Origin of the sequence: Sphingobium sp. (assembly GCA_023266575.1) — a bacterium.
GTDB lineage: Bacteria > Pseudomonadota > Alphaproteobacteria > Sphingomonadales > Sphingomonadaceae > Sphingobium.
The window spans coordinates 190,029-215,647 of the sequence record JAHFPV010000003.1 but is presented as its reverse complement, the minus strand read 5'-3'; the positions used below and the strand labels follow the sequence as shown (position 1 = coordinate 215,647).

The 25,619-nt window shown below is 63.0% G+C and carries 29 protein-coding genes; 11 read left to right on the top strand and 18 right to left on the bottom strand.

What is annotated here, in order from left to right; genetic code table 11:
• Positions 1 to 3 precede the first annotated feature (3 nt).
• The 9 genes from rplB to rpsL all read right to left on the bottom strand — a co-directional run bounded on the left by rplB (position 4) and on the right by rpsL (position 7,672).
• Positions 4 to 840 (bottom strand): 50S ribosomal protein L2, encoded by an 837-nt coding sequence (rplB, locus tag Q0D44_RS05890; RefSeq protein ID WP_119745094.1) that lies wholly within the window; start codon positions 838 to 840, stop codon positions 4 to 6.
• 10 nt (positions 841 to 850) lie between these two features.
• Positions 851 to 1,165 (bottom strand): 50S ribosomal protein L23, encoded by a 315-nt coding sequence (locus tag Q0D44_RS05885; protein ID WP_006960305.1) that lies wholly within the window; start codon positions 1,163 to 1,165, stop codon positions 851 to 853.
• The gene (rplD, locus tag Q0D44_RS05880) at positions 1,158 to 1,781 is read right to left on the bottom strand and encodes a 50S ribosomal protein L4 (RefSeq protein WP_119745096.1); all 624 of its coding nucleotides are present in this window, start codon (positions 1,779 to 1,781) and stop codon (positions 1,158 to 1,160) included. The genes Q0D44_RS05885 and rplD overlap by 8 nt, the downstream gene beginning before the upstream one ends.
• A 3-nt stretch (positions 1,782 to 1,784) precedes the next feature.
• Positions 1,785 to 2,537 carry a 50S ribosomal protein L3 gene (rplC, locus tag Q0D44_RS05875; protein WP_217673615.1) on the bottom strand — a complete coding sequence of 251 codons (753 nt, stop codon included), beginning with the start codon at positions 2,535 to 2,537 and terminating at the stop codon, positions 1,785 to 1,787.
• Between the two features lie 277 nt (positions 2,538 to 2,814).
• Positions 2,815 to 3,123: a 30S ribosomal protein S10 gene (gene rpsJ / locus Q0D44_RS05870; protein WP_006960299.1), complete on the bottom strand. Its 309-nt coding sequence runs from the start codon at positions 3,121 to 3,123 to the stop codon at positions 2,815 to 2,817.
• A 138-nt stretch (positions 3,124 to 3,261) separates the two neighbouring features.
• Positions 3,262 to 4,452, bottom strand: coding sequence for an elongation factor Tu (tuf, locus tag Q0D44_RS05865; RefSeq protein WP_217673616.1), 1,191 nt, complete (start codon positions 4,450 to 4,452; stop codon positions 3,262 to 3,264).
• Between the two features lie 131 nt (positions 4,453 to 4,583).
• Positions 4,584 to 6,656, bottom strand: coding sequence for an elongation factor G (gene fusA, locus Q0D44_RS05860; protein WP_217673617.1), 2,073 nt, complete (start codon positions 6,654 to 6,656; stop codon positions 4,584 to 4,586).
• A gap of 160 nt (positions 6,657 to 6,816) precedes the next feature.
• A complete protein-coding gene (rpsG, locus tag Q0D44_RS05855; RefSeq protein ID WP_066606496.1) occupies positions 6,817 to 7,287 on the bottom strand; it encodes a 30S ribosomal protein S7 in 471 nt (156 codons plus the stop codon).
• Positions 7,288 to 7,300: 13 nt separating this feature from the next.
• Positions 7,301 to 7,672: a 30S ribosomal protein S12 gene (rpsL, locus tag Q0D44_RS05850; protein WP_026002556.1), complete on the bottom strand. Its 372-nt coding sequence runs from the start codon at positions 7,670 to 7,672 to the stop codon at positions 7,301 to 7,303.
• A 366-nt stretch (positions 7,673 to 8,038) separates the two neighbouring features.
• Here rpsL and Q0D44_RS05845 point away from each other — a divergent pair, with 366 nt between their 5' ends.
• The 3 genes from Q0D44_RS05845 (at position 8,039) to Q0D44_RS05835 (ending at position 12,035) form a co-directional block, all read left to right on the top strand.
• The gene (locus Q0D44_RS05845) at positions 8,039 to 10,327 is read left to right on the top strand and encodes an EAL domain-containing protein (protein WP_294133833.1); all 2,289 of its coding nucleotides are present in this window, start codon (positions 8,039 to 8,041) and stop codon (positions 10,325 to 10,327) included.
• Positions 10,328 to 10,492: 165 nt separating this feature from the next.
• Complete coding sequence (locus Q0D44_RS05840; RefSeq protein ID WP_294133830.1) at positions 10,493 to 11,674, top strand: M23 family metallopeptidase; 1,182 nt, start codon at positions 10,493 to 10,495, stop codon at positions 11,672 to 11,674.
• Positions 11,655 to 12,035, top strand: a complete 381-nt coding sequence (locus tag Q0D44_RS05835) for a polymer-forming cytoskeletal protein (RefSeq protein ID WP_294133827.1) — start codon at positions 11,655 to 11,657, stop codon at positions 12,033 to 12,035. The genes Q0D44_RS05840 and Q0D44_RS05835 overlap by 20 nt, the downstream gene beginning before the upstream one ends.
• Before the next feature lie 205 nt (positions 12,036 to 12,240).
• Here Q0D44_RS05835 and Q0D44_RS05830 read toward each other — a convergent pair whose 3' ends face one another.
• From Q0D44_RS05830 to Q0D44_RS05815, 4 genes are read right to left on the bottom strand one after another with little or no spacing between them, the layout of a single operon-like run.
• Positions 12,241 to 12,609, bottom strand: a complete 369-nt coding sequence (locus Q0D44_RS05830) for a YkvA family protein (protein WP_294133824.1) — start codon at positions 12,607 to 12,609, stop codon at positions 12,241 to 12,243.
• A 7-nt stretch (positions 12,610 to 12,616) separates the two neighbouring features.
• On the bottom strand, positions 12,617 to 14,125 hold the full coding sequence (locus Q0D44_RS05825; RefSeq protein ID WP_294133822.1) for a YifB family Mg chelatase-like AAA ATPase: 1,509 nt from the start codon (positions 14,123 to 14,125) through the stop codon (positions 12,617 to 12,619).
• 41 nt (positions 14,126 to 14,166) lie between these two features.
• Positions 14,167 to 14,871: an RlmE family RNA methyltransferase gene (locus Q0D44_RS05820; RefSeq protein WP_294133818.1), complete on the bottom strand. Its 705-nt coding sequence runs from the start codon at positions 14,869 to 14,871 to the stop codon at positions 14,167 to 14,169.
• Positions 14,868 to 15,989 (bottom strand): Ppx/GppA phosphatase family protein, encoded by a 1,122-nt coding sequence (locus Q0D44_RS05815; protein ID WP_294133816.1) that lies wholly within the window; start codon positions 15,987 to 15,989, stop codon positions 14,868 to 14,870. The genes Q0D44_RS05820 and Q0D44_RS05815 overlap by 4 nt, the downstream gene beginning before the upstream one ends.
• A 214-nt stretch (positions 15,990 to 16,203) precedes the next feature.
• Here Q0D44_RS05815 and lgt point away from each other — a divergent pair, with 214 nt between their 5' ends.
• On the top strand, positions 16,204 to 17,070 hold the full coding sequence (gene lgt, locus Q0D44_RS05810) for a prolipoprotein diacylglyceryl transferase (RefSeq protein WP_294133814.1): 867 nt from the start codon (positions 16,204 to 16,206) through the stop codon (positions 17,068 to 17,070).
• Entirely contained in the window at positions 17,060 to 18,124 is a 1,065-nt protein-coding gene (locus Q0D44_RS05805) for an SAM-dependent methyltransferase (protein ID WP_294133811.1), read from the top strand. The genes lgt and Q0D44_RS05805 overlap by 11 nt, the downstream gene beginning before the upstream one ends.
• Positions 18,125 to 18,130: 6 nt before the next feature.
• On the opposite strand, the gene gmk is transcribed toward Q0D44_RS05805, so the two are convergent.
• The gene (gene gmk / locus Q0D44_RS05800) at positions 18,131 to 18,796 is read right to left on the bottom strand and encodes a guanylate kinase (protein WP_217673627.1); all 666 of its coding nucleotides are present in this window, start codon (positions 18,794 to 18,796) and stop codon (positions 18,131 to 18,133) included.
• Between the two features lie 66 nt (positions 18,797 to 18,862).
• On the opposite strand from gmk, the gene Q0D44_RS05795 reads away from it, so the two are divergent.
• Positions 18,863 to 19,417, top strand: coding sequence for a DUF2585 domain-containing protein (locus Q0D44_RS05795; RefSeq protein ID WP_294133986.1), 555 nt, complete (start codon positions 18,863 to 18,865; stop codon positions 19,415 to 19,417).
• On the opposite strand, the gene Q0D44_RS05790 is transcribed toward Q0D44_RS05795, so the two are convergent.
• A complete protein-coding gene (locus Q0D44_RS05790) occupies positions 19,414 to 19,758 on the bottom strand; it encodes a hypothetical protein (protein ID WP_294133808.1) in 345 nt (114 codons plus the stop codon). The genes Q0D44_RS05795 and Q0D44_RS05790 overlap by 4 nt on opposite strands.
• A 49-nt stretch (positions 19,759 to 19,807) precedes the next feature.
• The gene (gene fumC, locus Q0D44_RS05785; RefSeq protein WP_294133805.1) at positions 19,808 to 21,193 is read right to left on the bottom strand and encodes a class II fumarate hydratase; all 1,386 of its coding nucleotides are present in this window, start codon (positions 21,191 to 21,193) and stop codon (positions 19,808 to 19,810) included.
• A gap of 261 nt (positions 21,194 to 21,454) precedes the next feature.
• Between fumC and Q0D44_RS05780 the strand changes: the two genes are divergently transcribed.
• On the top strand, positions 21,455 to 21,715 hold the full coding sequence (locus Q0D44_RS05780; protein ID WP_294133803.1) for a CopG family ribbon-helix-helix protein: 261 nt from the start codon (positions 21,455 to 21,457) through the stop codon (positions 21,713 to 21,715).
• Positions 21,712 to 22,011, top strand: a complete 300-nt coding sequence (locus tag Q0D44_RS05775; RefSeq protein WP_294133800.1) for a type II toxin-antitoxin system RelE/ParE family toxin — start codon at positions 21,712 to 21,714, stop codon at positions 22,009 to 22,011. The genes Q0D44_RS05780 and Q0D44_RS05775 overlap by 4 nt, the downstream gene beginning before the upstream one ends.
• Before the next feature lie 53 nt (positions 22,012 to 22,064).
• Here Q0D44_RS05775 and Q0D44_RS05770 read toward each other — a convergent pair whose 3' ends face one another.
• A complete protein-coding gene (locus tag Q0D44_RS05770) occupies positions 22,065 to 22,736 on the bottom strand; it encodes a hypothetical protein (protein ID WP_294133797.1) in 672 nt (223 codons plus the stop codon).
• 245 nt (positions 22,737 to 22,981) lie between these two features.
• Complete coding sequence (locus tag Q0D44_RS05765) at positions 22,982 to 23,458, bottom strand: ClpXP protease specificity-enhancing factor SspB (RefSeq protein ID WP_294133792.1); 477 nt, start codon at positions 23,456 to 23,458, stop codon at positions 22,982 to 22,984.
• A 110-nt stretch (positions 23,459 to 23,568) separates the two neighbouring features.
• Between Q0D44_RS05765 and hisB the strand changes: the two genes are divergently transcribed.
• The 3 genes from hisB to hisA all read left to right on the top strand — a co-directional run bounded on the left by hisB (position 23,569) and on the right by hisA (position 25,617).
• On the top strand, positions 23,569 to 24,156 hold the full coding sequence (hisB, locus tag Q0D44_RS05760; RefSeq protein WP_119745222.1) for an imidazoleglycerol-phosphate dehydratase HisB: 588 nt from the start codon (positions 23,569 to 23,571) through the stop codon (positions 24,154 to 24,156).
• Entirely contained in the window at positions 24,153 to 24,770 is a 618-nt protein-coding gene (hisH, locus tag Q0D44_RS05755; protein WP_294133790.1) for an imidazole glycerol phosphate synthase subunit HisH, read from the top strand. Before hisB ends, hisH begins: the two co-directional genes overlap by 4 nt.
• 109 nt (positions 24,771 to 24,879) lie before the next feature.
• Complete coding sequence (hisA, locus tag Q0D44_RS05750) at positions 24,880 to 25,617, top strand: 1-(5-phosphoribosyl)-5-[(5-phosphoribosylamino)methylideneamino]imidazole-4-carboxamide isomerase (protein ID WP_217673633.1); 738 nt, start codon at positions 24,880 to 24,882, stop codon at positions 25,615 to 25,617.
• The last annotated feature ends 2 nt before the right edge of the window (positions 25,618 to 25,619 follow it).

Sequence of the window (25,619 nt, the reverse complement as noted above, 5' to 3'; positions counted from 1 at the left end):
CGCTTACCTCTTCTTCTTCGCGTGGCGGCTACGGATAATCATCTTATCCGTCGCCTTGTTGTGGCGGGTGCGGGCACCCTTGGTCGGCTTGCCCCAAGGCGTGACAGGATGACGGCCGCCAGAGGTCCGGCCTTCACCACCACCATGCGGGTGATCGACCGGGTTCTTGGCAACACCGCGGGTCAGAGGACGAATGCCCTTCCAACGGTTGCGGCCTGCCTTGGCGAGGTTGGTATTGCCATTGTCCGGGTTGCTGACGGCACCAATGGTGCCCATGCAATCGGAACGAATGTAGCGCTGTTCACCCGACGACAGGCGAACCATGACCATGCCGCGGTCACGACCGACGAGCTGGGCGTAGGTGCCTGCCGAACGGCAGAGCTGACCGCCCTTGCCTGGCTTCATTTCGATGTTGTGGATGATCGTGCCGACCGGCATCTGACCCAGTTCCATCGCGTTGCCCGGCTTCACGTCGGTCTTTTTCGCCGCGATGACCTTGTCACCGGGGGCCAGACGCTGCGGCGCCAGGATATAGGCCTGGGTGCCGTCGGGATAGTTGACCAGCGCGATGAACGCGGTGCGGTTGGGGTCATATTCCAGACGCTCGACCGTACCTTCGACATCCCACAAGCGACGCTTGAAATCGATGATACGATAGCGCTGCTTGTGACCGCCGCCGATACCGCGCGAGGTCACATGACCCTTGTTGTTGCGGCCACCGGTCTTGCGCTTGCCTTCGGTCAGCGCCTTGACGGGCTTCCCTTTGTGCAGGCTCGACTTGTCGACCAGGATCAAGCCGCGCTGGGCGGGGCTGGTCGGGTTATAGTGCTTGAGTGCCATGGTCCGCGCCTCAGATACCGGTGGTGACGTCGATGGACTGGCCTTCGGCCAGCGTCACGATCGCCTTCTTGACGTCCGAACGCTTGTAGGGCTTGCCCTTCCAGCGCTTGGTCTTGCCCTTCTGCACCAGCGTGTTGACCGCTTTGACGGTCACGCCGAACAGTGCTTCGACAGCGGCCTTGATTTCCGGCTTGGTCGCGGTGTTGGCGACCTTGAAAACCACGGCGTTGTTTTCGCTCAGGAGCGTCGACTTCTCGGTGATGTGCGGCGCGACGACGACGTCATAATGACGGTTGTCGACGGTTCCGGCTTGCTTTTTAGCCATTGAAACGGGCCTCCAGCTTTTCGACCGCAGCGCGCGTAAGCACCAGCGAGTCGGCTTTCAATATGTCGTAGACATTGGCGCCGACGGCAGGGAGCAGGTCCACGCCGATGATGTTGGCCGATGCCTTGGCAAAGCTGATGTTCACAGCGTCACCGTCGATGAACAGCACCTTGGTGAGGTTCAGCTTGGCGAGGCTGGCGACCAGCGCCTTGGTCTTGCCCTCGGCAACGTCCAGGCTGTCGATGATCGTCAGCGTTCCGGCCTTGACCTTCGACGACAGCGCCATCTTCAGACCCAGCGCGCGAACCTTCTTGTTCAGCGAGGGGTTGAAGTCACGGACGCGGGCACCGTGGGCCTTACCACCGCCGATGAACACTGGCGCGCGGCGATCGCCGTGACGGGCGGTGCCGCCGCCCTTCTGGCGGCCGAACTTCTTGCCGGTGCGGGCAACGTCGCTACGCTCACGGGTGCCGCGAGCGGTGCCGCGACGCTTTTCGAGCTGCCAGGTGACGACGCGATGCAGGATGTCGGCGCGGGGCTCGATACCGAACACGGCATCGTTCAGCTCCAGATCGCCAGCTTCTGCTGCGTCGAGGGTCTGTACCTTGACCTTCATGGTTTAGCCCTCCTGGCCTTCGGTGACGTCGGTCGCCACGGCTTCTTCAGCCGGGGTGTTCGCAGCGTCATTGCTGTTGTCAGCCTTTTTCAGGCTGGCGGGATAGGGTGCATCCGCCGGACGAGCGACCTTGACCGCGTCCTTGACGGTGAGCCAGGTGCCCTTGGCGCCCGGAACGCTGCCCTTGACGAAGATCAGGCCACGCTCGACGTCGGTACGCACGATTTCCAGATTCTGCTGGGTGCGTTCACGATCGCCCATATGACCGGCCATCTTCTTGTTCTTGAAGACGCGACCCGGATCCTGGCGGTTACCCGTCGAACCATGGGCACGATGGCTGATCGACACACCGTGGGTGGCGCGCATACCGCCGAAGCCCCAACGCTTCATAGCGCCGGCAAAGCCCTTACCCTGAGTGTGACCCGCCACGTCGACCAGCTGGCCGGCGATGAAATGGTCAGCGGCGATTTCTGCGCCGACATCGAGGAGTGCATCCTCGGCGACACGGAATTCGACCAGACGTGCCTTAGGCTCCACTTCCGCCTTGGCGAAGTGACCGCGCTGCGGCTTGGCGACATTCTTAACTTTCGCGGTGCCGGCACCCAGCTGCACGGCTACATAGCCATCGCTGTCCACATCCTTCCGAGCCACGACCTGGTTGCCTTCAAGGGCCAGAACCGTAACCGGAACGTGACGCCCGTCCTCTTGGAACAGGCGGGTCATCCCGACTTTCTTCGCGATCACGCCAGTGCGCATGATCCATACTCCCAATAGAGGCCCGCCTTATCAGCGGGCGTATCCAACGAAAAAACCGCTCAGGATCTCTCCTTCGCGGCCAACCCTTTGCTTGTAGATCACCCCGTCTGGGTTGGATGCCACCCCCTATTCGGGAACAGCGACGGGGGACCAGGGCCACGGCCTAAGCCGCGCGGTATCCCTTGTGTCGTTTGAGCTTCCGCCCTTCCCTAAAAGAAAGAGGGAGCGGAATACCCGATACCCTGCTCATCTTTCGATAAGCAGGGACTTGCTGGCCTTAGGCCAACTTGATCTCGACGTTCACGCCGGCAGCCAGGTCCAGCTTCATCAGCGCGTCGACCGTCTGCGGCGTCGGCTGCACAATGTCAAGCATACGCTTGTAAGTGCGGACTTCGAACTGTTCGCGCGACTTTTTGTCGACGTGCGGGCCACGGTTGACCGTGAACTTTTCGATGCGCGTCGGCAAAGGAATGGGGCCGCGAATGAGGGCGCCGGTGCGGCGGGCGGTGTCGGCGATGTCGCCGGTCGCCTGATCGAGCACGCGATGATCGAACGCCTTGAGGCGAATGCGGATGTTGCTGTCCATGTCCTACTACCGATGCGAAAGAGCCAAAAAACAAACCGCCCCGTTTGACCCTCTAGCGCAAAGCCGGCGAGGATCGGTCCGAGGCGGTTAAAATCCGAGCCGCGCGAATCAGGTGACCCGCGCGACTCGCTGCCTATATTACTTGGTGACTGCCGAAACAACCCCCGAACCGACGGTCCGGCCGCCTTCGCGGATCGAGAAGCGCAGGCCCTGCTCCATCGCGATCGGGGCGATGAGCTTGACGCCAAGCTTCACGTTGTCGCCGGGCATGACCATCTCGGTGCCTTCAGGCAGCACGACTTCGCCGGTCACGTCGGTGGTGCGGAAGTAGAACTGCGGACGGTAGTTGGCGAAGAACGGCGTGTGACGGCCACCCTCTTCCTTCGACAGAACATAGACTTCCGATTCGAACTCGGTGTGCGGCTTGATCGAGCCGGGCTTGCAGAGAACCTGGCCACGCTCGACGTCTTCACGGCCAACGCCACGAACCAGCGCGCCGATATTGTCGCCAGCTTCACCCTGATCGAGCAGCTTGCGGAACATTTCAACGCCGGTGACGACGGTCTTGCGGGTGTCCTTGAGGCCGACGATCTCGACTTCTTCACCAACCTTGACGATGCCGGTTTCGACGCGGCCGGTCACAACCGTACCACGGCCGGAGATCGAGAACACGTCTTCGATCGGCATCAGGAAGGGCTTGTCGACCGGACGGTCGGGCTGCGGGATCCAGCTGTCGACCGACTGCATCAGCTTCAGAACGGCGTCATGGCCGATTTCGTTGTTGGTGCCGTTGAGGGCGCAAACAGCCGAACCCGGAATGATGGGGATGTTGTCGCCGTCAAAGTCGTAGGACGACAGCAGCTCGCGGATTTCCAGCTCGACCAGTTCCAGAATTTCTGGATCGTCGACCAGGTCAACCTTGTTCATGAACACGACCATCTGCGGCACGCCGACCTGACGGGCGAGCAGGATGTGCTCGCGGGTCTGCGGCATCGGGCCGTCGGTGGCGGACACGACCAGGATCGCGCCGTCCATCTGCGCGGCACCGGTGATCATGTTCTTCACATAGTCAGCGTGACCGGGGCAATCGACGTGCGCATAGTGGCGCTGTTCGGTTTCATATTCGACGTGGGCGGTCGAAATGGTGATGCCGCGCTCGCGCTCTTCAGGCGCCTTGTCGATATTGTCATACGACGTGAAGGTCGCGCCGCCGGTTTCGGCCAGCACCTTCGTGATCGCTGCGGTCAGCGAGGTCTTGCCATGGTCGACGTGACCGATGGTGCCGATGTTGCAATGCGGCTTCGTCCGCTCAAACTTAGCTTTCGCCATTTTATCCTACCTTCTAATCAAATCCGATGGGTTTGACCGCTCGGCCGCGCCTTGCGAAGGCGCGTCCATAGCAGCAAATTCGCATAATGAAAGCCCTAACCGCCCCGTTCGCACGCGGCGGATCAGGATTTTCAGGCCATCTTGGCCTTCACCTCGTCAGCGACATTCTGCGGCACTTCATCATAGTGCGAGAACGACATGGAATAGCTGGCCCGACCCTGGGTGAAGGAGCGCAGCGTATTCACATAACCGAACATGTTGGCCAGCGGGACCATGGCATCGACGGTCTGTGCGTTGCCGCGGCTGTCGGTGCCCTGGATTTGGCCACGACGGCTGTTCATGTCGCCGATGACGTCACCCAGATAGTCTTCCGGGGTCACGACTTCGACCTTCATGATCGGTTCGAGCAGCTTGATGCCCGACTTCTGGGCCGCTTCGCGCATCGCGCCACGGGCACAGATTTCGAACGCCAGAGCCGACGAGTCGACGTCATGATAGGCGCCGTCATACAGATGGACTTCGAAGTCGATGATCGGGAAGCCGATCAGCTGACCGGTCAGCGCCGTCTCACGGAAGCCCTTTTCGACCGAGGGGATATATTCCTTGGGAATATTGCCGCCCTTGATCTCGTCAAAGAACTGATAGCCCGAACCACGCTCGCCAGGAATGACGGTCGCCTTGATGCGGCCGAACTGACCCGAACCACCCGACTGCTTCTTGTGGGTATAGTCGATGTCGACCTTCTTCGCGAGATATTCGCGATAGGCCACCTGCGGCGCACCGACATTGGCCTCGACCTTGAACTCGCGACGCATACGGTCGACGAGGATTTCCAGGTGAAGCTCGCCCATGCCCTTGATGATGGTCTGGCCCGATTCGTGATCGGTCGACACGCGGAAGCTGGGATCTTCGGCCGACAGGCGATTGAGCGCGATGCCCATCTTTTCCTGGTCTGCCTTGGTCTTGGGTTCCACCGACAGTTCGATAACCGGCTCAGGGAATTCCATCCGCTCCAGCACGATCGGCTGACGCTCGGCGCACAGCGTGTCGCCGGTGGTGGTTTCCTTCATGCCGGCCAGCGCGATGATGTCGCCCGCGAAAGCCTCGTCAACGTCCTTACGTTCGTTGGCGTGCATTTCGAGCATACGCCCGACCTTTTCCTTCTTGTCCTTCACCGAGTTCAGATAGGTGCCCTTGACGAGCGTACCCGAATAGATGCGGATGAAGGTGAGCGAACCCACGAACGGATCGTTCATCACCTTGAACGCCAGCGCGCTGAAGGGCGCGTCGTCGGTCGCGGGACGGCTGTCCGGCTCGTTGCTGTCCATCTTGACGCCCTGCACGTCCTCAATGTCGAGCGGGCTGGGCATATAGTCGACGACGGCGTCGAGCAGGGGCTGAACGCCCTTGTTCTTGAACGCCGAACCGCAAACGACCGGGACGAACGACTGGTTGAGCGCGCCCTTGCGGATCAGCGCCTTGAGCGTCGCCGTGTCAGGCTCGGTGCCGTCAAGATAGGCTTCCATCGCGGCATCGTCCTGCTCGACGGCCAGCTCGATGAGGTCGCTGCGATATTTCGCGGCCTTGTCTGCCATGTCGGCGGGGATTTCTTCAAAGAAGAATTCAGCACCCAGCGACTCATCCTTCCAGATGATCGCGCGGTTTTCGACCAGGTCGACCAGACCCTTGAAATCGCTTTCCGTGCCGATCGGCAGATACAGCACGGCGGGACGCGCACCCAGACGATCGATGATCGACTGCACGCAATAATAGAAGTCGGCACCGGTGCGATCGAGCTTGTTGATGAAGCACATGCGCGGGACTTTATACTTGTCCGCCTGACGCCATACGGTTTCGGACTGCGGCTCAACACCGGCAACGCCGTCGAAGCAGGCAACCGCGCCGTCAAGCACGCGCAGCGAACGTTCGACTTCGATCGTGAAGTCAACGTGGCCGGGGGTGTCGATGATGTTGATGCGGTGGCCGTTCCAGAAACAGGTCGTCGCAGCCGAGGTGATCGTGATCCCGCGCTCCTGCTCCTGCTCCATCCAGTCCATCGTGGCGGCGCCGTCATGGACTTCGCCGATCTTGTAGGACTTGCCGGTATAATAAAGAATACGCTCGGTCGTCGTCGTCTTGCCGGCGTCGATATGGGCCATGATGCCGATATTGCGATACAGTTTGAGCGGATGGCTGCGGGCCATGATGCTTCTCCGTTGCCGGCGCACCGGCGGTTGGGGATTCGTGTTCTTGCGTGGCCCCTAAACCAATCCGTCCGCCATGGGTAGGCCCACGACGAACGGATGGATTTTTAAGAGCGATAAACGGGGCAACTGTCGATCGACCGCCGCCCCGCCAATCTTTTTACCAGCGATAGTGCGAGAAGGCGCGGTTCGCTTCCGCCATGCGGTGCGTGTCTTCGCGCTTCTTGACCGCGTTACCACGGTTGTTGGCTGCATCCATCAGCTCACCCGACAGGCGGGCCGCCATGGTGGTCTCGCTGCGGTTGCGCGCAGCGGTGATCAGCCAGCGGATGGCCAGAGCCTGCGAACGCTCAGGACGCACTTCGACGGGAACCTGATAGGTCGCACCGCCAACGCGGCGGCTGCGGACTTCGATGCCCGGCTTGATGTTGTTGAGCGCGTCATGGAACATGCCGATCGGATCCTTCTTGGCGCGAGCCTCGACGGTTTCCAGGGCGCCATAAACGATCGATTCAGCAACGGCTTTCTTGCCGTCCTGCATGATGGAGTTCATGAACTTCGACAGAACCTGATCGCCATATTTGGGATCGGGCAGGATGATGCGCTTTTCGGGGCGACGACGACGTGACATATTTTAGTCTCCCTTACTTAGGACGCTTGGCGCCGTATTTCGAACGGCTCTGCTTGCGATCCTTGACGCCCTGGGTATCCAGAACGCCGCGAAGAACGTGGTAACGCACGCCCGGAAGATCTCGCACACGACCGCCACGGATCAGCACGACGCTATGTTCCTGCAGGTTGTGGCCTTCACCAGGAATATAGGTGATGACTTCGCGCTGGTTGACCAGGCGAACCTTGGCCACCTTGCGGAGCGCGGAGTTCGGCTTTTTCGGGGTCGTGGTATAGACGCGGGTGCAAACGCCACGCTTTTGCGGGTTCGCATCCATGGCAGGGACCTTCGACTTGGCCTTCTGCGGTTCGCGGCCCTTGCGGACCAGCTGGTTGATTGTTGGCATGAAGCCCTTCACCTTTTTCAGTTACTTTACCGCAACACCCCTGCGTTCAATGCCGCCGGGAAACATATCGCTTCCAAACAGCAAAGGCCCCGGCGGGTGCAATACCCCCCTGGAGCCGCAAGAGCATCCGGTAATGTTCAGCTCTGTGTTGCCCGCGTGGGATGATGCGAGGAGACGAGTCTCTACGCGGCAGACCGCTGGGCAGGCGGGCCTATAGCGATGCCGGGGCAAAGGGTCAAGCCAATCGCCGACAGGCTGGCCATGCCGCTGACCGGGCGGGGCCGATGGAGGCTGGTTAGGGAATTACTAACCCTGCCTGCCCTATTTTGCGCCCAGCACCAAAGGGGTGCGTCAACTGGACAGGGCGTGAGCGGGCTTTCGACCATCAGTGGCGAATTTCGCCTAGCCGAACGGGAAGCGGCGTTCCAGGCCGAACGCCTGCCCGAATCGCGACGCCATGCCCGCATCCTGTTCATCCTCTCCGCAATTCTCAACACGCTCTTCCTGTTGAGCGACTGGCGCTTTGCCGGGACGTCGCATTTCTGGGTCGCGGTGCCTGCTCGGTTGACGGTGATTGTCTGGTCCATCGTCTGCCTGTCGCTATGCCGCCGGATGACCAGCTTCCCGGCGGTCGAGCGCATCTGCTTCGCCTGGCAGGTCGTGACCGCCATCGGCGTCGCCTTCCTCGTCAGTTCGCGCAGTGACATCGCCATCTTTGTCCTCGTCATGCTGCCGCTGGTATTCTACCTGGTCGTTCCCACCAGTTTTCGCGGCAATGTCGGCGGCGGGCTGGGCTGCTGCATCGCTTTGCTGATCGGCTATCTTTCCCCCGCCCCGCTTTCCTCCACCATACCTGGCATGATCCTGGCCATGCTAATGCTCCATTGCGGCATGTGGATCGCGATCGCCCGGAACAACCGACTCCAGCGGCAGGAATGGACCGCCGGGCAGGTCGCACACGCCGTGCAGCTGGAACTGGCCAATAGTCGCGACACGCTGGAACGGATGTTCATGGCCGTGCCGCTGCCCTTGCTCGTCACACGCTATGACGGAAATATCCTGCGCCTCAACCGCGCTGCCACCGATGCCTATGCGGCAGGGCATGATGTCAACCTTGGCCATGTCGAGCAGACCTATGTAGACCTGCCGGTACGCGAAGAACTGTTCGCAATGCTCCAGCGCGGCGAGGCGGTCGACAATTTCGAGTGTCGGCTACGCCGCGCCGATGGCGCGCTTCGCCATGCGCTCCTGTCGTCCCGCCCGATCGTGATTGACGGCGAGCCTTGCTTCATGACGAGCGTGGTCGACATTACCGAACGCAAGCAGGCCGAACGGCATCTGGAGCGTCTGGCCATGACGGACGCGCTGACGGGCCTTGCCAATCGCGCCCATTTCATGGCTGCCGTCACGCAAGCAACGGCGGCGTCGAATAACCGGGCGCAACTGGCCGTGCTGCTCATTGACCTGGACGAATTCAAGCGGGTCAACGACACGGCCGGGCATGATGCAGGCGACGCGCTGTTGTGCGCGGTGGCCGGACGGTTGCGCCACGCCCTGCGACCGGGCGATCTGGTCGCGCGGATGGGCGGTGACGAATTCGCCGTGCTGCTGACCCGCCTGCCCGACGCTGATGCGCTGCAGCCGATCCTGGCACGCATCGCCGATCATCTGCACGCCCCGCTCGACTATCGTGGTCGACCAATCGAATGCCGGGTCAGCATCGGCGTTGCGCTGTTCCCCGACCATGGCGAGGATGTGACGGCCCTCGTCAAACATGCCGACATCGCCCTCTATCATGCCAAGAATAATGGCCGGGGCCGCGCCATAATATTTGGGCCTGACCTGCTGGAAAGCTGGGATCGGGAAGCCGCCATGCTCGACCGCGCCCGCCATGTTCTGGCGCAGGAACATCCCTGCCCCTGGTATCAGCCCAAAATTGCACTCGATACCGGCGCGATCGTAGGGTTCGAGGCGCTGTTCCGCTGCCCGACCGCCGATGGCACAGTCATTATGCCAGCCGACATTGCCGCCGCCTTCGAACATCCCGAACTGGGGCCTGCCATCACCGGTCGGATGATAGAGGGTGTCATTGCCGACTGTGTCCGCTGGCGCGACGCCGGCTTGTCGATCGGCCATGTGGCCCTCAACGTGTCAGGCGCGGACCTGAATGATGACAATTTCGTCGATCATTTGCTGGAGCAACTGGCACAGGCAGGCCTGCCTCCGGCGGTGATCGAGCTAGAGGTAACCGAATCGGTCTTTCTGGGCCGCAATGCTGACCACGTCGGACAGGTGCTGAAGCGGCTGAGCGACGCTGGAGTCTCTATTGCCCTCGATGATTTCGGGACTGGCTATGCTTCCCTCTCCCACCTCAAGCAATTTCCGATCGACATCATCAAAATCGACCAGCGCTTCGTGCGCGATCTGGAGACCGACCCGGACGATGCCGCGATCGTCCGCACGGTGCTGAACCTTGCCTATAGCCTTGGCATTCGCACGGTGGCGGAGGGGGTGGAGAACAGCCACCAGGTCGACTATCTGCGCGCAGGCGGATGTCATTATGGGCAAGGCTATCATTTCGGCGCGGCCATGCCATCCACCGCCATAACAGAGCTGCTGGCAAAACAGGGACTCGCGCGCCCTGCCCGCAAATAGATTGAAACGGCGCGGTTAAAAATTAACATATGGCGGGAACAAATGACGCAACCGTTCATTTCACCGCGCTGACGCTTCGACTCGTCACGACTCCGCAACGACGGATTCGCTTGTTCGGCAATGCTTTGCTAACGGCTCGACTCGAATAAGAGTGTGGGGTCGCAATTGTCGCAAAAAGCCAAGACGGGGGCATCCGCTCTCCGCGCGCGGTTGTTCGCGCTTTGCCCTGAGCGGGAGATTTTCCTCCGCTCCGGGGGGCAGGTTAAGTTCCTGCGCGTCTCCCGCCGAGCGCAACTGACCGCTATCGCCATCGTCTCCACCGCGCTGATTGGCTGGGGCGGCGCGACCATCTCGATGCTTGCCAACAACGCTTCGGTCGCACAGGAGCGCGCGCTTCTGGCGCAGCAGGGCAAGGCGGTCGCGACCACAGCGAACAAGGTCGCCGACTATCGCAAGTCGGTCGAGGATCTGGCACAGGATCTGGAAGCGCGCCAGGATTTCATGGACGACCTCTACAAGACGCATTTCGGTGCAGAGGATGGCAACGCCGCGGGGGCCGATCTGATCGGCCCGGCCAAGAGTGGCGAGAAGGGCAAGCTGACCGCCAAGATCAGCATGGCCCCGGAAGCCGCCCCGCTGGTCCGCCTTGCCCAGCGGCAGCGCCAGTTCGCGATGATGCTGACCGGCGCGGTCGAACGGCGCGCCGACAAGGCCGCCGCCGCGATCCGCAGCTTTGGCCTGAACCCCGACAGCCTGACCCGCAGCGCCGCCCGCGCCCAGGGTGGCCCCTTCGTCCCCTGGAAGGGTGACAAGGGCGCGATGACCGGCGAGCTGGAAGAGCTGGCAAGCGCGCTCAACCGGATGGAATTGCTGGAACGCAGCCTGCTTGCCATTCCGTCGGGCCAGCCGACCACGGCGCCGATGCAGACCAGTTCCTATGGCTATCGCCGCGATCCCTTTAACGGCCACGCCGCCTTCCATGCCGGAATCGACTTTCCCGGCCGCTTTGGCCAGCCGATCAACGCCGCCGCCGGTGGCAAGATCAGCTTTGTCGGCCAGCGCCAGGGCTATGGCAATGTCGTCGAAGTCGAACATGGCAATGGTCTGATGACCCGCTATGCCCATCTGTCCGGCTTTGCCAGCCGCGTCGGCCAGACGGTCGCGCGCGGCGACACGATCGGCCGCATGGGATCGACCGGCCGTTCGACCGGCACCCATCTGCATTTCGAGGTCCGGCTGAACGGCCAGGCCATCAACCCGCGTCGTTTTCTGGAGGCCCGCCAAGATGTTCTCCAAGTCCAGCAAATCGCCAAAGCGCGTTTCGCCGATGTCGGCAACCGGGGCTAAAAACACCCCCTTCTCGCTGATCGGCAGCGACGTGACGATCAGCGGCAATCTGTCCGCCTCGGTCGATCTGCATGTCGATGGCGCGGTCGAGGGCGACATCAGCTGCGCCGCGCTCGTGCAGGGACCAGACAGCCGGATCGTCGGCCATGTCACCGCGCAGAGCGCGCGCCTGGCGGGCCTTGTCGACGGGTCGATCACGGCGCAGGAACTGGTGGTTGAAAGCACGGCCCGGATCACCGGTGATGTGCGCTATGAGCGGATCACGATCGAACCGGGCAGCCGGATCGAAGGGCATTTCGCGCATAAGGACCATGGCGCGGTGCCGGAACTCAAGCTGATCGCTGGCGACGGCGCCGTCTGACCGGCCTCCTCTCCTAACCATATTTGTCACTGGCTGCGGCCGTGCAGTCGCGATACCCGTCCCCCGTCACCGACATGGGGAGACGATAGCATGGACACGCCCGATTATTGGCCAGACATACGCCGTTTCCTGATCGGCTTCGCGATCGGCGGCGTTGCGATCGGCCTGTTCACGCTGATCAGCGTTCAGCCGGTCCCCTAACCGGTCAGCCTGCTAGCCAGAACAGGCAGGCACCCAGTCCGACTGCCCACACCACCATAACGATAATGACCCCGGCACGGCTTGACGGCCGCTCTGCGCGATCCGCCGCCTCTGCCCGATAACGCGCCATCAGCGCAGACGGGATGCAGCGAACCGCCAGCGCAATGCCCAGAGGCACGATCAGCAGATCATCGAGCAGACCCAGCACCGGTATGAAATCGGGAATCAGGTCGATCGGACTGAGTGCATAAGCGGCCACCAGCAGCGCGATCAGCCGCGCGAACCATGGTGTGTCGGCCCGACGTGCCGCGATCCACAGCGCCACGACCTCGCGCTTCAGCCGCTTCGCCCAGGCTTTGAGCGCGGCCAGCATCCTGGCCTCAATTCACCGGCGCGCGACGGCGATAGCTAAGCGCTTCGGCGATATGGACGCGCCCGACCTTCTCCGCCCCGGCCAGATCGGCAATCGTCCGGGCGACCCGCAGGACGCGGGTATAGCCGCGCGCCGACAGCTTCATCGCGGCTGCGGCCTGCGCCAGTAATTGCCGCCCAGCCTCGTCCGGCCCGGCAACATCCTCCAGCGCCTCGCCATCGACTTCGGCGTTAGTGCGCACCTTGCTGTCGGCATAGCGTGCTGTCTGGACCGCGCGGGCGGCGGCGACGCGCGCGGCGACCTCGGACGATCCTTCGGCGGGCGGTGGCAGCACCAGGTCGGCGGCGGTCACGGCCTGCACCTCGACATGCAGATCGATCCGGTCGAGCAGCGGCCCGGACACCTTGGCCTGATAGTCCGCCGCACAACGCGGCGCGCGTGAGCAAGCCAGTGCCGGATCGCCCAGATGGCCGCAGCGGCACGGATTCATCGCGGCAATCAACTGCACACGCGCCGGGAAGGTGACGTGGGCGTTCGCGCGGGCCACCGTCACCTCGCCCGTTTCCAGCGGCTGGCGCAGCGAATCCAGCACGGCGCGCTGAAATTCCGGCAGTTCGTCCAGAAACAAGACGCCCAGATGCGCCATGCTGACCTCGCCCGGCCGCACCCGCAACCCGCCGCCAACCAAAGCAGCCATCGACGCGCTGTGATGGGGGGTGCGGAAGGGCCGGGCACGGCTGATCCGTCCGCCCTCCAGCGTCCCGGCGACGCTGGCCACCATCGATGTTTCCAGCGCCTCGCCCGGCGTCATTTCGGGCAATATGCCCGGAACACAACTCGCCATCAGCGACTTGCCCGCGCCCGGCGGCCCGACCATCAGCAGATTATGCCCGCCCGCCGCGGCGATCTCAATCGCGCGCTTGGCAGTCTCCTGCCCCTTGACCTGCTTGAGGTCAGCGGTGCGCACGGGCGCTTCGACCGCGCCCGGTTGCGGCGGCGACAGGGCCGACGTCCCTTTGAAATGGTTGAGGAGGCTGAGCAGATCGGGCGCGGCGACCACCTCCACCTGCCCCGCCCAGGCGGCTTCCGCCCCCTGCGCGACCGGGCAGACCAGCCCCATATCCTGCTCGCCCGCATGAAGCGCCGCCAGCAACACGCCGGGCGAAGGCGCGGTGCGCCCGTCCAGCCCCAGTTCGCCGACGACAACATAGCCAGACAGCGTCTCGGCATCGATCACCCCCATCGCGCCCAGCAGCGCGAGCGCGATCGGCAGGTCATAATGCGACCCTTCCTTGGGCAGATCAGCAGGCGAGAGATTGACCGTGATACGCTTGGGCGGCAGCGACAGGCCGATGGCAGCGATGGCATTGCGCACCCGCTCACGGCTTTCCGCCACCGCCTTGTCCGGCAGGCCGACGACGATGAAATTGGGCAGGCCGGGGACCAGCTGGCACTGCACCTCTACGCCGCGCGCCTCCAGACCCAGATAAGCGACCGTCGATACCGTTGCGACCAAGTGACCCCCGCTTCTTCCCGCTACCCGTCAGCCATCTGGCTTTATTCGTCGATCGGCGCGCCCGTCCGGTCCCGTGCCGGCTCATCGGGTCGCCCCTTGAACCCTTGCGCCACAACATACCATTCCACGCTGCCCTTGCGGCTGGCGGGGGGCTTGGCGTGCTTGATCGTCGTGAAATTCTTTTTGAGGAGCACCAGCAATTCGCCGTCCGTCCCGCCCGCAAAAACCTTGGCAACGAAGGTGCCGCCCTTGCGCAGATTTTCCACCGCGAACCAGGCCGCCGCTTCGACCAGGCCCATGGTACGCAGATGGTCGGTCTGGGCATGGCCGACCGTGTTGGCCGCCATGTCGGAAATCACCAGATCGGGCGCGTCGCCCAGCGCATCGCGCAGCAGCTGCGGCGCCTTGTCATCCATGAAGTCCATTTCGAACAGGGTGACGCCGCCGATCGGATCGACCGGCAACAGATCGATACCCACGACCGCCGCCTTGGGCGCCAGTTTACGCACCACCTGCGACCAGCCACCCGGCGCGACACCCAGATCGACAACCGCGCGCGATCCCTTCACGAAATGGAATTTCTCGTCCAGTTCGATCAGCTTGAATGCGGCGCGGCTGCGCCAGCCTTCGGCCTTGGCCTTATGGACATAGGGGTCGTTCAGATGGCGTTCGAGCCAGCGCACCGACTGCGCCGTGCGGCCCTTCGCGCTCTTGACCCGCACCCTGCCTGCGCCAGCGCCTCTCACATCATTCTCCCGTCGCGGTCCATCAGACCGCGCAATATGCCCTCGCGAATGCCGCGGTCGGCGACGCCCAGTCGCTCTGCCGGCCAGATGTCGAGGATCGATTCCAATATGGCGCAGCCCGCCACCACCAGATCAGCCCGTTCCGTGCCGATGCAGGGCAGTTTCTGCCGTTCGCCCAGCGCCATGGCCGACAGCCGCTCCGAAATGGACCGCATGGACGCGCAGGGCACAATCAGCCCGTCAATCGCCTGCCGGTCATAGCGCGGCAGGTTGAGATGCAGGCTGGCCAACGTGGTCACTGTGCCTGACGTGCCGAGCAGGCGGATATCCTGCGCGCCATGCGGCAGACGACGGGCAAGCGGCGAGAAGGCTTCGCTGACCCGTGCGCGCATCCGGTCATAGGCGGCCAGTCGCGCGTCGGCATCGTCATGCTCGAACGCTTCGCTTTCGGTGAGCGACACGACACCCCAGGGCGCGCTGACCCAGTCGACAATGCGCGGCGCGCCCGAAGATCCTTGTGAATCGACCAGCACCAGTTCGGTCGATCCGCCGCCAATATCGAAGATCAAGGCCGGGCCGTTGCCCGGTTCCAGCAAGGCATGGCAACCCAGCACAGCGAGCCGCGCTTCTTCCTCCGCGCTGATGATGTCGAGCGCGATGCCGGTTTCGCGATAGACGCGCTGGATGAATTCCGCGCCGTTGGTGGCGCGACGACAGGCTTCGGTAGCGACAGACCGCGCCAGCGTCACATGGCGGCGGCGCAGCTTGTCGGCGCAGACGGAGAGCGCCGCAATCGCCCGGTCGATCGCGGCATCGCTGATCCGCCCAGTCGATGCCAGCCCCTCGCCCAGCCGCACGATCCGCGAAAAAGCATCGACCACTATGAAGCCGTCAGCCGACGGCTTGGCGATCAGCAGGCGGCAATTATTGGTGCCAAGGTCGATCGCGGCATAGGATCGCCGTTCGCGCGCGCCATAAGGCGCAAAGCCCCGCTGCGTCGACGGGGGAGGAATGGCCGCAGCCTTGCTCCCATCGCCCGGACCGGAAGCGGCGCGCTTGCCCGCATAACGGCCGGCCGGGCCGGAACTCTGCGGCGATGGGCGGCTCTGCTGCACCATGCCGTAACTCGCTTCACATATCGCCAGCCCCAAAGCGGGACCGGAACTTGGGAACCTGCTTAAGCAGATAAGCGCCAATGCGCAAGGCGCGCGCCCCGACCGACGATCCAAATCGGGAGCCGCGCTGCGGAGAGACCTTTTTCCTGGCCACTCCCCTTCATCTTCCCGCCCGCCTGTTCTATGGCCACACTCCTATTGCCAAGAGGAAGCCGATTTGATCCTGGACCTTGCCGCTGCCGCTTCGGGTGCGATCCGTTTTGACGATCTGGGCGTCGGCCCGGTGGCGCTGGACCTGGGCTTCTTCACGCTGAAATGGTATAGCCTCGCCTATCTGGCGGGCATATTGATCGGCTACTGGTATCTGCTCAAGCTGATCGCCCAGCCAGGATCGCCGATGGGTCGCCGCCATGCCGACGACATGATCTTCTATGCGACGCTGGGCATCATCATCGGCGGGAGGCTGGCCTATGTCATCTTCTACCAGCCCGAAATATTGAACAACCCGCTCGATATCTTCAAGTTGTGGAATGGCGGCATGTCCTTCCATGGCGGCGCGGCGGGCGTATCGCTCGGCATCCTCTATATGGCGCGCAAGGAGAAGCTCAGCTGGCTGCGCATCCACGATTATGTCGCCTGCACCGTCCCCTTCGGCCTGTTCTTCGGTCGCCTTGCCAATTTCGTGAATGGCGAATTGTGGGGCAAGGAAACCGATCTGCCGTGGGGCATCATCTTCCCGACCGGCGGACCGTTCGCGCGGCATCCCAGCCAGCTCTATGAAGCTGCATTGGAAGGGCTTGTCCTTTTCGCCATCCTGGCCTTCGCCTTCTGGCGCACCCGCGCCCGTTATCAGCCGGGGATGCTCGTCGGGCTGTTCCTGCTGGGTTATGGCGTGTTTCGCTTCGGCGTCGAATATGTGCGGGAAGCGGACGCACAATTGATGGAGTTCGCCGCCCGCACCGGTCTGCATATGGGCCAGTGGCTGTGCGTGCCGATGATCCTGGGCGGCCTCTATCTGATCGCGACGTCGAAGGGGCGTCGCGTGCGGGTGGAACCGATTGCCGGAAGCGCGAGTGTCAGCTGAACCTCTGAGCCTCGCCGAACGGCTCTCGCGCCAGATCGCGGCGGGCGGGCCGATCTCGGTTGCCCACTATATGGCCGAGGCGAACCAGCATTATTACGCCACCCGCGATCCGCTCGGCGCGGATGGCGACTTTACCACCGCGCCGGAAATCAGCCAGATGTTCGGCGAACTGGTGGGGCTGTGCCTGGCGGACATCTGGATGCGGTCGGGTCGGAAGCCGGGGCCGCTTTATACCGAGTTGGGACCGGGACGCGGGACGCTGGCGGCTGACGCGCTGCGCGCGATGGAAAGCGCCGCGCTCGCGCCGCGCATCCATTTCGTCGAAACCAGCCCCACCCTGCGCGAACGGCAGCGCGCTCTGCTCCCCCATGTCACCCATCATGACAGCATCGAAAGCCTGCCCACCGAAGGGCCGTTGCTGATCGTCGCCAATGAATTTTTCGACGCGCTGCCGGTGCGCCAGTGTATCCGCGTTGGCGAGGAATGGCGTGAGCGGGTCGTCATCCGGCGCGAACAGGAAGGGCGCTTCATGGCCGTCCCCGGCTATCGCCGCATCGAATCGGGCCTGCCGCCAATCGCCGCGCAAGCGCAGGACGGGGCGATCATCGAGACGCCGATCGTGGGGGCAGGCATCGCCTATGCACTGGCACAGCGGATCGCCAAACAGGGCGGCGCGGCGATCATCATCGATTATGGCTATGCCGGGCCGCTGCTGGGCGACACGCTGCAAGCAGTCAAGGCCCACGCCTTTGCCGATCCGTTTGCCGATCCGGGCGAAGTGGACCTCACCACCCATGTCGATTTCACCATGATCGGCAATATGGCGCGGCAGGCGGGGTTGCGGGTGTCGGGGCCAGTCGATCAGGGGGCGTATCTGCGCGAATTGGGCATCGACGCCCGCGCGGATCAGCTGGCCCGCACCAGCCCGGCCCGCGCCGCCGAAGTGGAGGCCGCCCGCGCCCGGCTGACCGATGCCAACGCCATGGGCAGCCTGTTCAAGGCGATGGCCTGGGTCCATCCCGACTGGGCCGATCCCGCAGGCTTTGGCGACTGATCGCCCTCAATCTTCCTGGTGATAACGGCCCAGTTTGCGGATGAAACCAATAAGACCGGTCTGGCGGCTGCGCTTCATCCGTTCGGCGTGGAGGATGGTCTGCACCCGGCTGAAACAATCGTCGGCATCGACATTGCACAGCACATAATCATAGCCGTCCCAATGCGCGATTTCGCCCGCTGCGCGGGCCATGCGGCCGTCAATGACTTCGTCGCTATCGGTCGCGCGGCCGCGCAGACGGCGTTCCAGTTCCTCCATCGACGGCGGCAGGATGAACACCCGCACCACGTCGCCCCCGGCGATCTGGTGCAATTGCTGCGCGCCCTGCCAGTCAATGTCGAACAAGACGTCCTGCCCGCTCTTGAGCATCGCTTCCACCGGTGCGCGGGGGGTGCCGTAGCGCTGGCCGAATACATGCGCCCATTCCAGAAATTCCTGGTCCGCGGTCATGCGGCGGAATTCCGGCAGATCGACGAAATGATAATCCTTGCCGTCGACTTCGCCTGGCCGCATCGGCCGGGTGGTCGCCGACACTGACATGGACATATCCGGCTCGGCCGCGAGCAGCTTGCGCGCGATGGTGGACTTTCCCGCGCCAGACGGCGAGGAAAGAACGAAGAGGACGCCGCGTCGCTTGAAGTCGGGGGTCTCGATCGGGATAGTGTCGGCCATGGCCGCTAGTGCCGCTTGAAGCGGGCTTTTGCAAGAGGGGGAAATGGCGGGATGCGGCACAGGCAGATGGTCCATCGCCGGGGTCTGATCGCCGCAGGGCTAATCGCGCTGGTGACCTGCGCCATCCTGTTGCTGATGGACCGGCCGCCAATCTGCACTTGTGGCCGGATCGAGCTGTGGCACGGGGCGCTCGACAGCGGCAACAGCCAGCATATCGCGGACTGGTATAGTCTGAGCCATGTCATCCATGGGCTGCTCTTTTACCCCGCCACCCTCTGGCTGTTGCGGCGGCGTCCGGTCGGGGTGCGGCTCGCGCTGGCTGTGGCGGTCGAATCGGCTTGGGAGATATTGGAGAATTCACCGATCATCATCGACCGATACCGGACCGCGACGATTGCGCTGGGCTATAGTGGCGACTCTGTCCTCAATTCGATGAGCGACATCGGCATGATGACGCTGGGCTTTCTGTTCGCGTCGCGCGCGCCGGTCTGGCTGTCGGTGGCGGTCGCGATCGGGTTCGAATTGCTGGCGCTGGCGGTCATCAGGGACAATCTGACGCTCAATGTGCTGATGCTGACCTTTCCGGTGGACGCCGTCCGCGACTGGCAGGCCGCGCTTTAGAGTTTGCGGGCCTTGCGCGCGGCGTCGATCGGGACCGGCTCCTTGCTCAAATCAGGCAGCGCCTTGATCGCGCGCTTGCGGTCGACCTCGCGCTTCGCCTCATACATTTTGCCCGCCATATAGGCGCCGGTCACGAACAGCGCGCCAGCGGGGAAGCGCATGATGAGGCGCTTGACGCCCATGCCTGCGATCAGGCCGACGACGCCCTTCTTGCCCGTGTCCGCAGCGACGCGGGCGGCCACCACGGTCGCGCCGATACGGGCAGCCTTGCGCAGCAGGCTGGCCTTTTTGGGGGCGGTGACGGTAACGAGCGGGGCTTTGGGGGCGAAGGGCTTTTTCATACTGGCTCAATGTATCGAACGGCGCGCGGTTCCGCCATGCTGATGTGGATCATGTCATATTTTCCGGCCGCACCAGCGCGTCGAAGGTCGCCGCATCCACCAGCCCCAGTTCGAGTCCCGCAGCTTTCAGCGTCTGGCCGGTCTTGTGCGCGTGCTTGGCGATGGCGGCGGCATTGTCATAGCCGATCGCCGGGGCGAGCGCAGTGACCAGCATCAGCGATCGATCGACCAGCTCGGCGATGCGCGGCTCGTTCGCCTCCAGCCCCTCGACACAGCGTTCCGCGAAACTGTCCATGCCGACGCTCAGCAGATGGATCGAGCGCAGCACCGCCGCGCCGATCATCGGCTTGAACACATTAAGTTCCAGATGGCCCTGCATCCCGCCCACCGTCACCGCCTGATGATTGCCGATGACCTGGGCGGCGACCATGGTCAGCATTTCGCACTGGGTCGGGTTGACCTTTCCCGGCATGATAGAGCTGCCCGGTTCATTGGCGGGCAGGTCCAGTTCGCCAAGGCCAGAGCGCGGGCCGGAGCCGAGCAGGCGGATGTCATTGGCGATCTTGGTGAGCGCAACGGCCAGCGTGGCGAGGGTCGAGGAGAGGTGGACCAGCGGATCGTTGGATGCCAGCGCCTCGAATTTATTGTCGGCGGTGCGGAACGGCAGGCCGGTGATGGCGGCGATTTCCGCCGCGATCGCAATATCAAAGCCTTCCGGCGCATTGAGACCCGTGCCGACCGCCGTGCCGCCCTGCGCCAGCGCCATCATGCCGTGCATGACTGCAGGCTCGATGCGCTTGCGGCTGCGATAGACCTGATGCGTATAGCCGGAAAATTCCTGCCCCAGCGTCAGCGGCGTCGCGTCCTGCAAATGGGTGCGACCGATCTTGACGATATGGTCCCATGCCTTCGCCTTCGCGTCGAGCGCGGCGTGGAGCCGGTCGAGCGCCGGGAACAGCGCGTTGGTGACCGCCAGCGCGGCGGCGATGTGGAGCGCGGTCGGGAAGCTGTCGTTGGACGATTGGCCCAAATTCACACCGTCATTGGGATGCACCGGATGCTTGCCGCCGCGCGTGCCGGTGAGCGCTTCATTGGCGATGCCGGCGATCACTTCATTGACGTTCATATTGGTCTGGGTGCCGCTGCCCGTCTGCCAGATAACGAGGGGGAACTGGTCGTCATGATGGCCAGCCGCCACCGCAGCGGCAGCGGTTTCGATCGCGTCGGCTTGGGTGGCGTCCAGCCTGTGCTGGCGGTTCACCCGCGCAGCCGCCTGCTTCACGATGGCCAGCGCATGGACGATGCCGATCGGCATCCGCTCTGTCGAGTCGAACGGGAAATTCTCGATGCTCCGCTGCGTCTGCGCACCCCAATAGGCGTCTGCTGGCACCTCTATGGCGCCGATACTGTCGGTTTCGGTGCGGGTTGCGGGCATTTGGGGGCGCCTTTCAGTTAAGAACCATTCGCAAATCTGATACTGATTTAGGGTGATGGGGATGAAATCCAAGGGGTTACAGGCAGAGCGGTGACAGGGGCGGGTTGGTTGGAGGGGATGGCGTGTGAAACTTCGCTAAGTTCGCCCATGTCGCATATGGAGAGTTAGCGCCGGGTGGCGATGTAGGACAGCGGGAATTGCAGGATGGCGACGATGTGAGCGCCTGTGTTACAAGGTATACAGGTTACAAAAGGACGGACCATGAGCGCGAGCACGACGATGACGATCCGGGTGACGCCCGCGCTCAAGGAAAAGCTCGGCCGGTTGGCGCAGGACACGCGCCGCACCCGCTCCTATCTCGCAGCGCAAGCAGTCGAAGCCTATGTGAATCGGGAATTGCAGATCATCGAGGGCATCCAGCGCGGTCTGGCCGACATGAAGGCCGGTCGGGTCACCCCGCATGACGAGGCGATGGCGCGGATTGACGCTGCGATCGCGGCGGCCAGCCCTGATCCCGCATGAAGCGTGTATTTTGGTCGAACGATGCGCTGGCCGATCTTGAACAGCAGGCTGTCCACATTGCGAGGGACAATCCTGCCGCCGCGCGCAGAGTTGCCAAGCGGATTCGAGAGGTCGGCGACGGCCTGAGCGCATTTGCGACCGGCCACATGGGGCGCGTCGCAGGCACTTACGAGAAATCCGTCGCCCGCCTGCCCTATGTCGTTGCCTATGCCCTGAGTGAGAATGATGCGGTGGTGACGATTCTGCGCGTCATCCATACGTCGCGTGACTGGCGGGATGATGTTTGGCCGGGATAGGGTGGCTGATTTGGGTGGCTAGCGGACTGTCGGCTTTTGGATGCTTAAGGGCTTTAGCTGCCGTTGGGACATGAAGGAAGCTTGGTGCCGTAAATCATGTCCAGGTGGCCTTGACCGCCGTCAGACCAAATCGTCACGATGTAGTTCTTTCCTCTGATCAGCGGTTGAGCTTCCTGTTGGATTTCCCAACCAACATACCGATCACCGTAAAGAATAATGCTTCGCTGCGGCTGATATGTATGTTCCCGATTGTCTGCCAAGCCGTAGGGCACTTTCGTTTCCCAAGCCAGTCTGGTTCGATATTCAAAGACAGACACGCTCCAAGGTCGGGCAACGCTATCTGAGAACCAACCGCGTGTATTCTCCACCTGAAAAGCGAGATTTTTCCCGATGAGGCACGCATGAATTTCGATTGGATTAGGCGAACAAGACGTCAATAGCGTTGCAGATGTTGCCACAACAATCATCGCAAGCTTTTTGTTTAACGTCTGCATGTGAGGATGGTGCCGCAGCATGAGTGGGACAGCAAGTGGTCGGTTGCCGTCAGCCGTTAGCTGGATCGTGGCGGCTTCGGAGTTACCCCGATGGCCACGGCTGCGATGCCAAGCATCAACCCTACCAAGGGGTGATTTGCTGATAAAGCGTAGCCCGCAGCGACCAAAAGAATCACGATAGTAGCCAAGCGGACCCAAAGAGGCTGGCTGTTCAAGCCTTTCGAACTCCATTCCCCATTCTGATGGCAAAGCCGAAAACAGGGGATAGCCCGCCGATAACAATGTCCGCTAGTGGGCAAAGAAATTTCCAACCTGAACGGCAAAAAATGGCCGTTGCCCGCCAATGACAAGCCGTCATCCTGACGAACGTCAGGATCCAGGGTCGTAAGCGCCACTCTGGATCCCGGATCAAGTCCGGGATGACGAAGGGGGAGGACGGTTAGTGCGAATAGGCGCGGCCTAACCGCCGCTCGCACCTACTTCTTCTTGCCGAAGTCCACTGTCACCACGTTGGAGCCATCCTCCGCCACCACCTGCGGGCCGTCATTCTCCGCTTCGTCATGGGGTTCGGGCAATGCGTCGCCCGCCACCTGGAATTGCAGCGCAAAGTTGACGGCGGGGTCCACGAACGCGGTGATGGCGGCGAAGGGGATGCTGAGGTGGGCGGCGACCTGGTTGAAGGTCAGGCTGACTTCGAAATGATGGTCGCTGACTTTCAGGTCCCAATATTTATTCTGAAGGACGATGGTCATTTCGTCCGGGAAGCGCTCGATCAGCCGCTTGGGGATGTCGACGCCGGGCGCCTGGGTCTTGAAGGTGATGTAGAAATGGTGGCTGCCGGGCAGGCCGCCGCTGGCCTGCACCTCTCCCAACACGCGGCCGACGACGGCGCGCAGGGCTTCCTGCACGATTTCGTCATAGGGAATCAGGCTGTCGGGCAGGTCATCGCTCATGGGCCAATGTCCTAACGGCGCGAAACAGGGGGTCAACCCCCCTGCCGGTTTGGATGGCCCGCATTGCAGGACCAGATTGCAAGATGGGCGGCACGCGCTATAGGGCCACCATGCGCACGGCCGAGATTCACCGCAACACGGCGGAAACCCAGATCGACGTAACCGTCAACCTTGACGGCACGGGTCTTTATACGGTGTCGACGGGCATCGGATTCCTCGACCATATGATCGAGCAATTGTCGCGGCACTCGCTGATCGACATGACCGTCAAGACGGTCGGCGACCTGCATATCGACCAGCATCACACGACCGAGGACACCGCGATCGCCATTGGCGAGGCGGTGGCCAAGGCGCTGGGCGACAAGCGCGGCATTTCGCGATACGGATCGGTCTATTCGCCGATGGACGAGACGCTGACGCGGGTGGCGCTCGACATTTCCGGGCGGCCCTGGCTGGTGTGCAAATTGCCCTTCACGGTGCAGAAGATCGGCGAGTGGGACGCGGAGATGGTGGAGCATTTCTTCCACAGCTTCGCGCAGGCCGCCGGCATCACGCTGCACATCGAATTTCTCTATGGCAGCAATAACCACCATATCGTCGAAAGCGCGTTCAAGGGCCTGGCCCGCGCGCTGCGGCAGGCGGTGGAGATCGACCCGCGCAAGGCGGATGCGATCCCGTCGACCAAGGGGATGTTGTGAGCGGGGTCGCCCTGATCGACTATGGCGCGGGGAATCTGCATTCGGTCTATAATGCCCTGCGCAAGGCGGGGGCGGACGATGTCGTCATCACTGCGGACGCCGATGTGGTGGCACGGGCCGACCGGGTCGTGCTGCCGGGCGTAGGCGCGTTCCGGGCGTGCCGCGACGCACTGGTGGCGATTCCCGGCATGGTCGAGGCGATGGGCGAGGCCGTCCACAAGCGCGGCGTGCCGTTTCTGGGCGTTTGCGTGGGGATGCAATTGCTGGCCGAGGCTGGCGACGAATTCGGGCGGCATGAGGGGCTGGGCTGGATTGGCGGCACGGTGCGGCTGATGCAGCCGGGCGACGCGAGCATCAAGGTGCCGCATATGGGGTGGAACGATGTCGTACTGAACGGCGCGCCGCCCCTATTGCAGCGGGGCGAGGCCTATTTCCTGCACAGCTATCATTTCGAGGCGACCGATCCGGCGCATGTCGCGGCAGTGACCGACCATGGCGGCCCGCTGGTCGCGGCGGTGGCGCGCGACACCATCATCGGTTGCCAGTTTCACCCGGAAAAGAGCCAGAGCTATGGCCTTTCCTTCCTGTCGCGCTTTCTGGAGTGGAAGCCGTGAGCCTGTTGGCACTGTGTGCTCCCGCGCAGGCGGGAGCCCAGTTCCGCCGTTTCAACTGGGTTCCCGCCTGCGCGGGAACACGTCACGCTGATTATCTTGTGGTGAGCCCATGTCTCTGATCGTCTTCCCCGCCATCGACCTGAAAAACGGGCAGGTCGTGCGCCTGGCCGAGGGGGATATGGACCGCGCGACCGTCTATGGCGACGATCCGGCGGCGCAGGCGGCTTTGTTCGCGCAGGCGGGCGCGCAGCATCTGCATGTCGTCGATCTGGACGGTAGCTTTGCCGGCCATGCGGTCAATGCTGCGGCGGTCGAGCGGATTGTCGAGACGTTTCCGGGCCATGTCCAGTTGGGCGGGGGCATCCGCAACCGTGAGTCGGTGGAGCGCTGGTTTGACCTGGGCGTATCGCGCATCGTCATCGGCACGGCGGCGCTGAAAGATCCGGCCTTCGTCAAGCTGGCGGCGCGCGATTTTCCCGGCGGGATTGTCGTGGCGGTCGATGCGCGTGACGGCTTTGTCGCGACCGACGGCTGGGCGGAAAAATCGGACATGCCGGTGATCGATCTGGCGCGCCGGTTCGAGGATGCGGGCGTCGCCAGCCTGCTCTTTACCGATGTGGGCCGCGACGGGATGCTGAAAGGTTGCAATGTCGAGGCGACCGTCGATCTGGCGCGGGCGACCGACATTCCGGTGATAGCCAGCGGCGGCGTGGCGGGGATTGCCGACATTCGCGTGCTGAGCCTGCACGCCGACGACGGGATTGAGGGCGTGATAACCGGACGGGCGCTCTATGACGGGCGGCTGGACCTGAAAGTCGCGCTGGCCGTGGCGCAGGCGGCGGCGTGAAG

Coding starts and splice junctions, on each gene's coding strand:
- rplB (WP_119745094.1), bottom strand. CDS start 840: ATGGCACTCAAGCACTATAACCCGACCAGCCCCGCCCAGCGCGGCTTG.
- Q0D44_RS05885 (WP_006960305.1), bottom strand. CDS start 1,165: ATGGCTAAAAAGCAAGCCGGAACCGTCGACAACCGTCATTATGACGTC.
- rplD (WP_119745096.1), bottom strand. CDS start 1,781: ATGAAGGTCAAGGTACAGACCCTCGACGCAGCAGAAGCTGGCGATCTG.
- rplC (WP_217673615.1), bottom strand. CDS start 2,537: ATGCGCACTGGCGTGATCGCGAAGAAAGTCGGGATGACCCGCCTGTTC.
- rpsJ (WP_006960299.1), bottom strand. CDS start 3,123: ATGGACAGCAACATCCGCATTCGCCTCAAGGCGTTCGATCATCGCGTG.
- tuf (WP_217673616.1), bottom strand. CDS start 4,452: ATGGCGAAAGCTAAGTTTGAGCGGACGAAGCCGCATTGCAACATCGGC.
- fusA (WP_217673617.1), bottom strand. CDS start 6,656: ATGGCCCGCAGCCATCCGCTCAAACTGTATCGCAATATCGGCATCATG.
- rpsG (WP_066606496.1), bottom strand. CDS start 7,287: ATGTCACGTCGTCGTCGCCCCGAAAAGCGCATCATCCTGCCCGATCCC.
- rpsL (WP_026002556.1), bottom strand. CDS start 7,672: ATGCCAACAATCAACCAGCTGGTCCGCAAGGGCCGCGAACCGCAGAAG.
- Q0D44_RS05835 (WP_294133827.1), top strand. CDS start 11,655: ATGTCGGCAACCGGGGCTAAAAACACCCCCTTCTCGCTGATCGGCAGC.
- Q0D44_RS05830 (WP_294133824.1), bottom strand. CDS start 12,609: ATGCTGGCCGCGCTCAAAGCCTGGGCGAAGCGGCTGAAGCGCGAGGTC.
- Q0D44_RS05815 (WP_294133816.1), bottom strand. CDS start 15,989: ATGGTGCAGCAGAGCCGCCCATCGCCGCAGAGTTCCGGCCCGGCCGGC.
- gmk (WP_217673627.1), bottom strand. CDS start 18,796: ATGGCCGACACTATCCCGATCGAGACCCCCGACTTCAAGCGACGCGGC.
- Q0D44_RS05795 (WP_294133986.1), top strand. CDS start 18,863: ATGGTCCATCGCCGGGGTCTGATCGCCGCAGGGCTAATCGCGCTGGTG.
- Q0D44_RS05790 (WP_294133808.1), bottom strand. CDS start 19,758: ATGAAAAAGCCCTTCGCCCCCAAAGCCCCGCTCGTTACCGTCACCGCC.
- fumC (WP_294133805.1), bottom strand. CDS start 21,193: ATGCCCGCAACCCGCACCGAAACCGACAGTATCGGCGCCATAGAGGTG.
- Q0D44_RS05780 (WP_294133803.1), top strand. CDS start 21,455: ATGAGCGCGAGCACGACGATGACGATCCGGGTGACGCCCGCGCTCAAG.
- Q0D44_RS05775 (WP_294133800.1), top strand. CDS start 21,712: ATGAAGCGTGTATTTTGGTCGAACGATGCGCTGGCCGATCTTGAACAG.
- Q0D44_RS05770 (WP_294133797.1), bottom strand. CDS start 22,736: ATGGAGTTCGAAAGGCTTGAACAGCCAGCCTCTTTGGGTCCGCTTGGC.
- Q0D44_RS05765 (WP_294133792.1), bottom strand. CDS start 23,458: ATGAGCGATGACCTGCCCGACAGCCTGATTCCCTATGACGAAATCGTG.
- hisB (WP_119745222.1), top strand. CDS start 23,569: ATGCGCACGGCCGAGATTCACCGCAACACGGCGGAAACCCAGATCGAC.
- hisA (WP_217673633.1), top strand. CDS start 24,880: ATGTCTCTGATCGTCTTCCCCGCCATCGACCTGAAAAACGGGCAGGTC.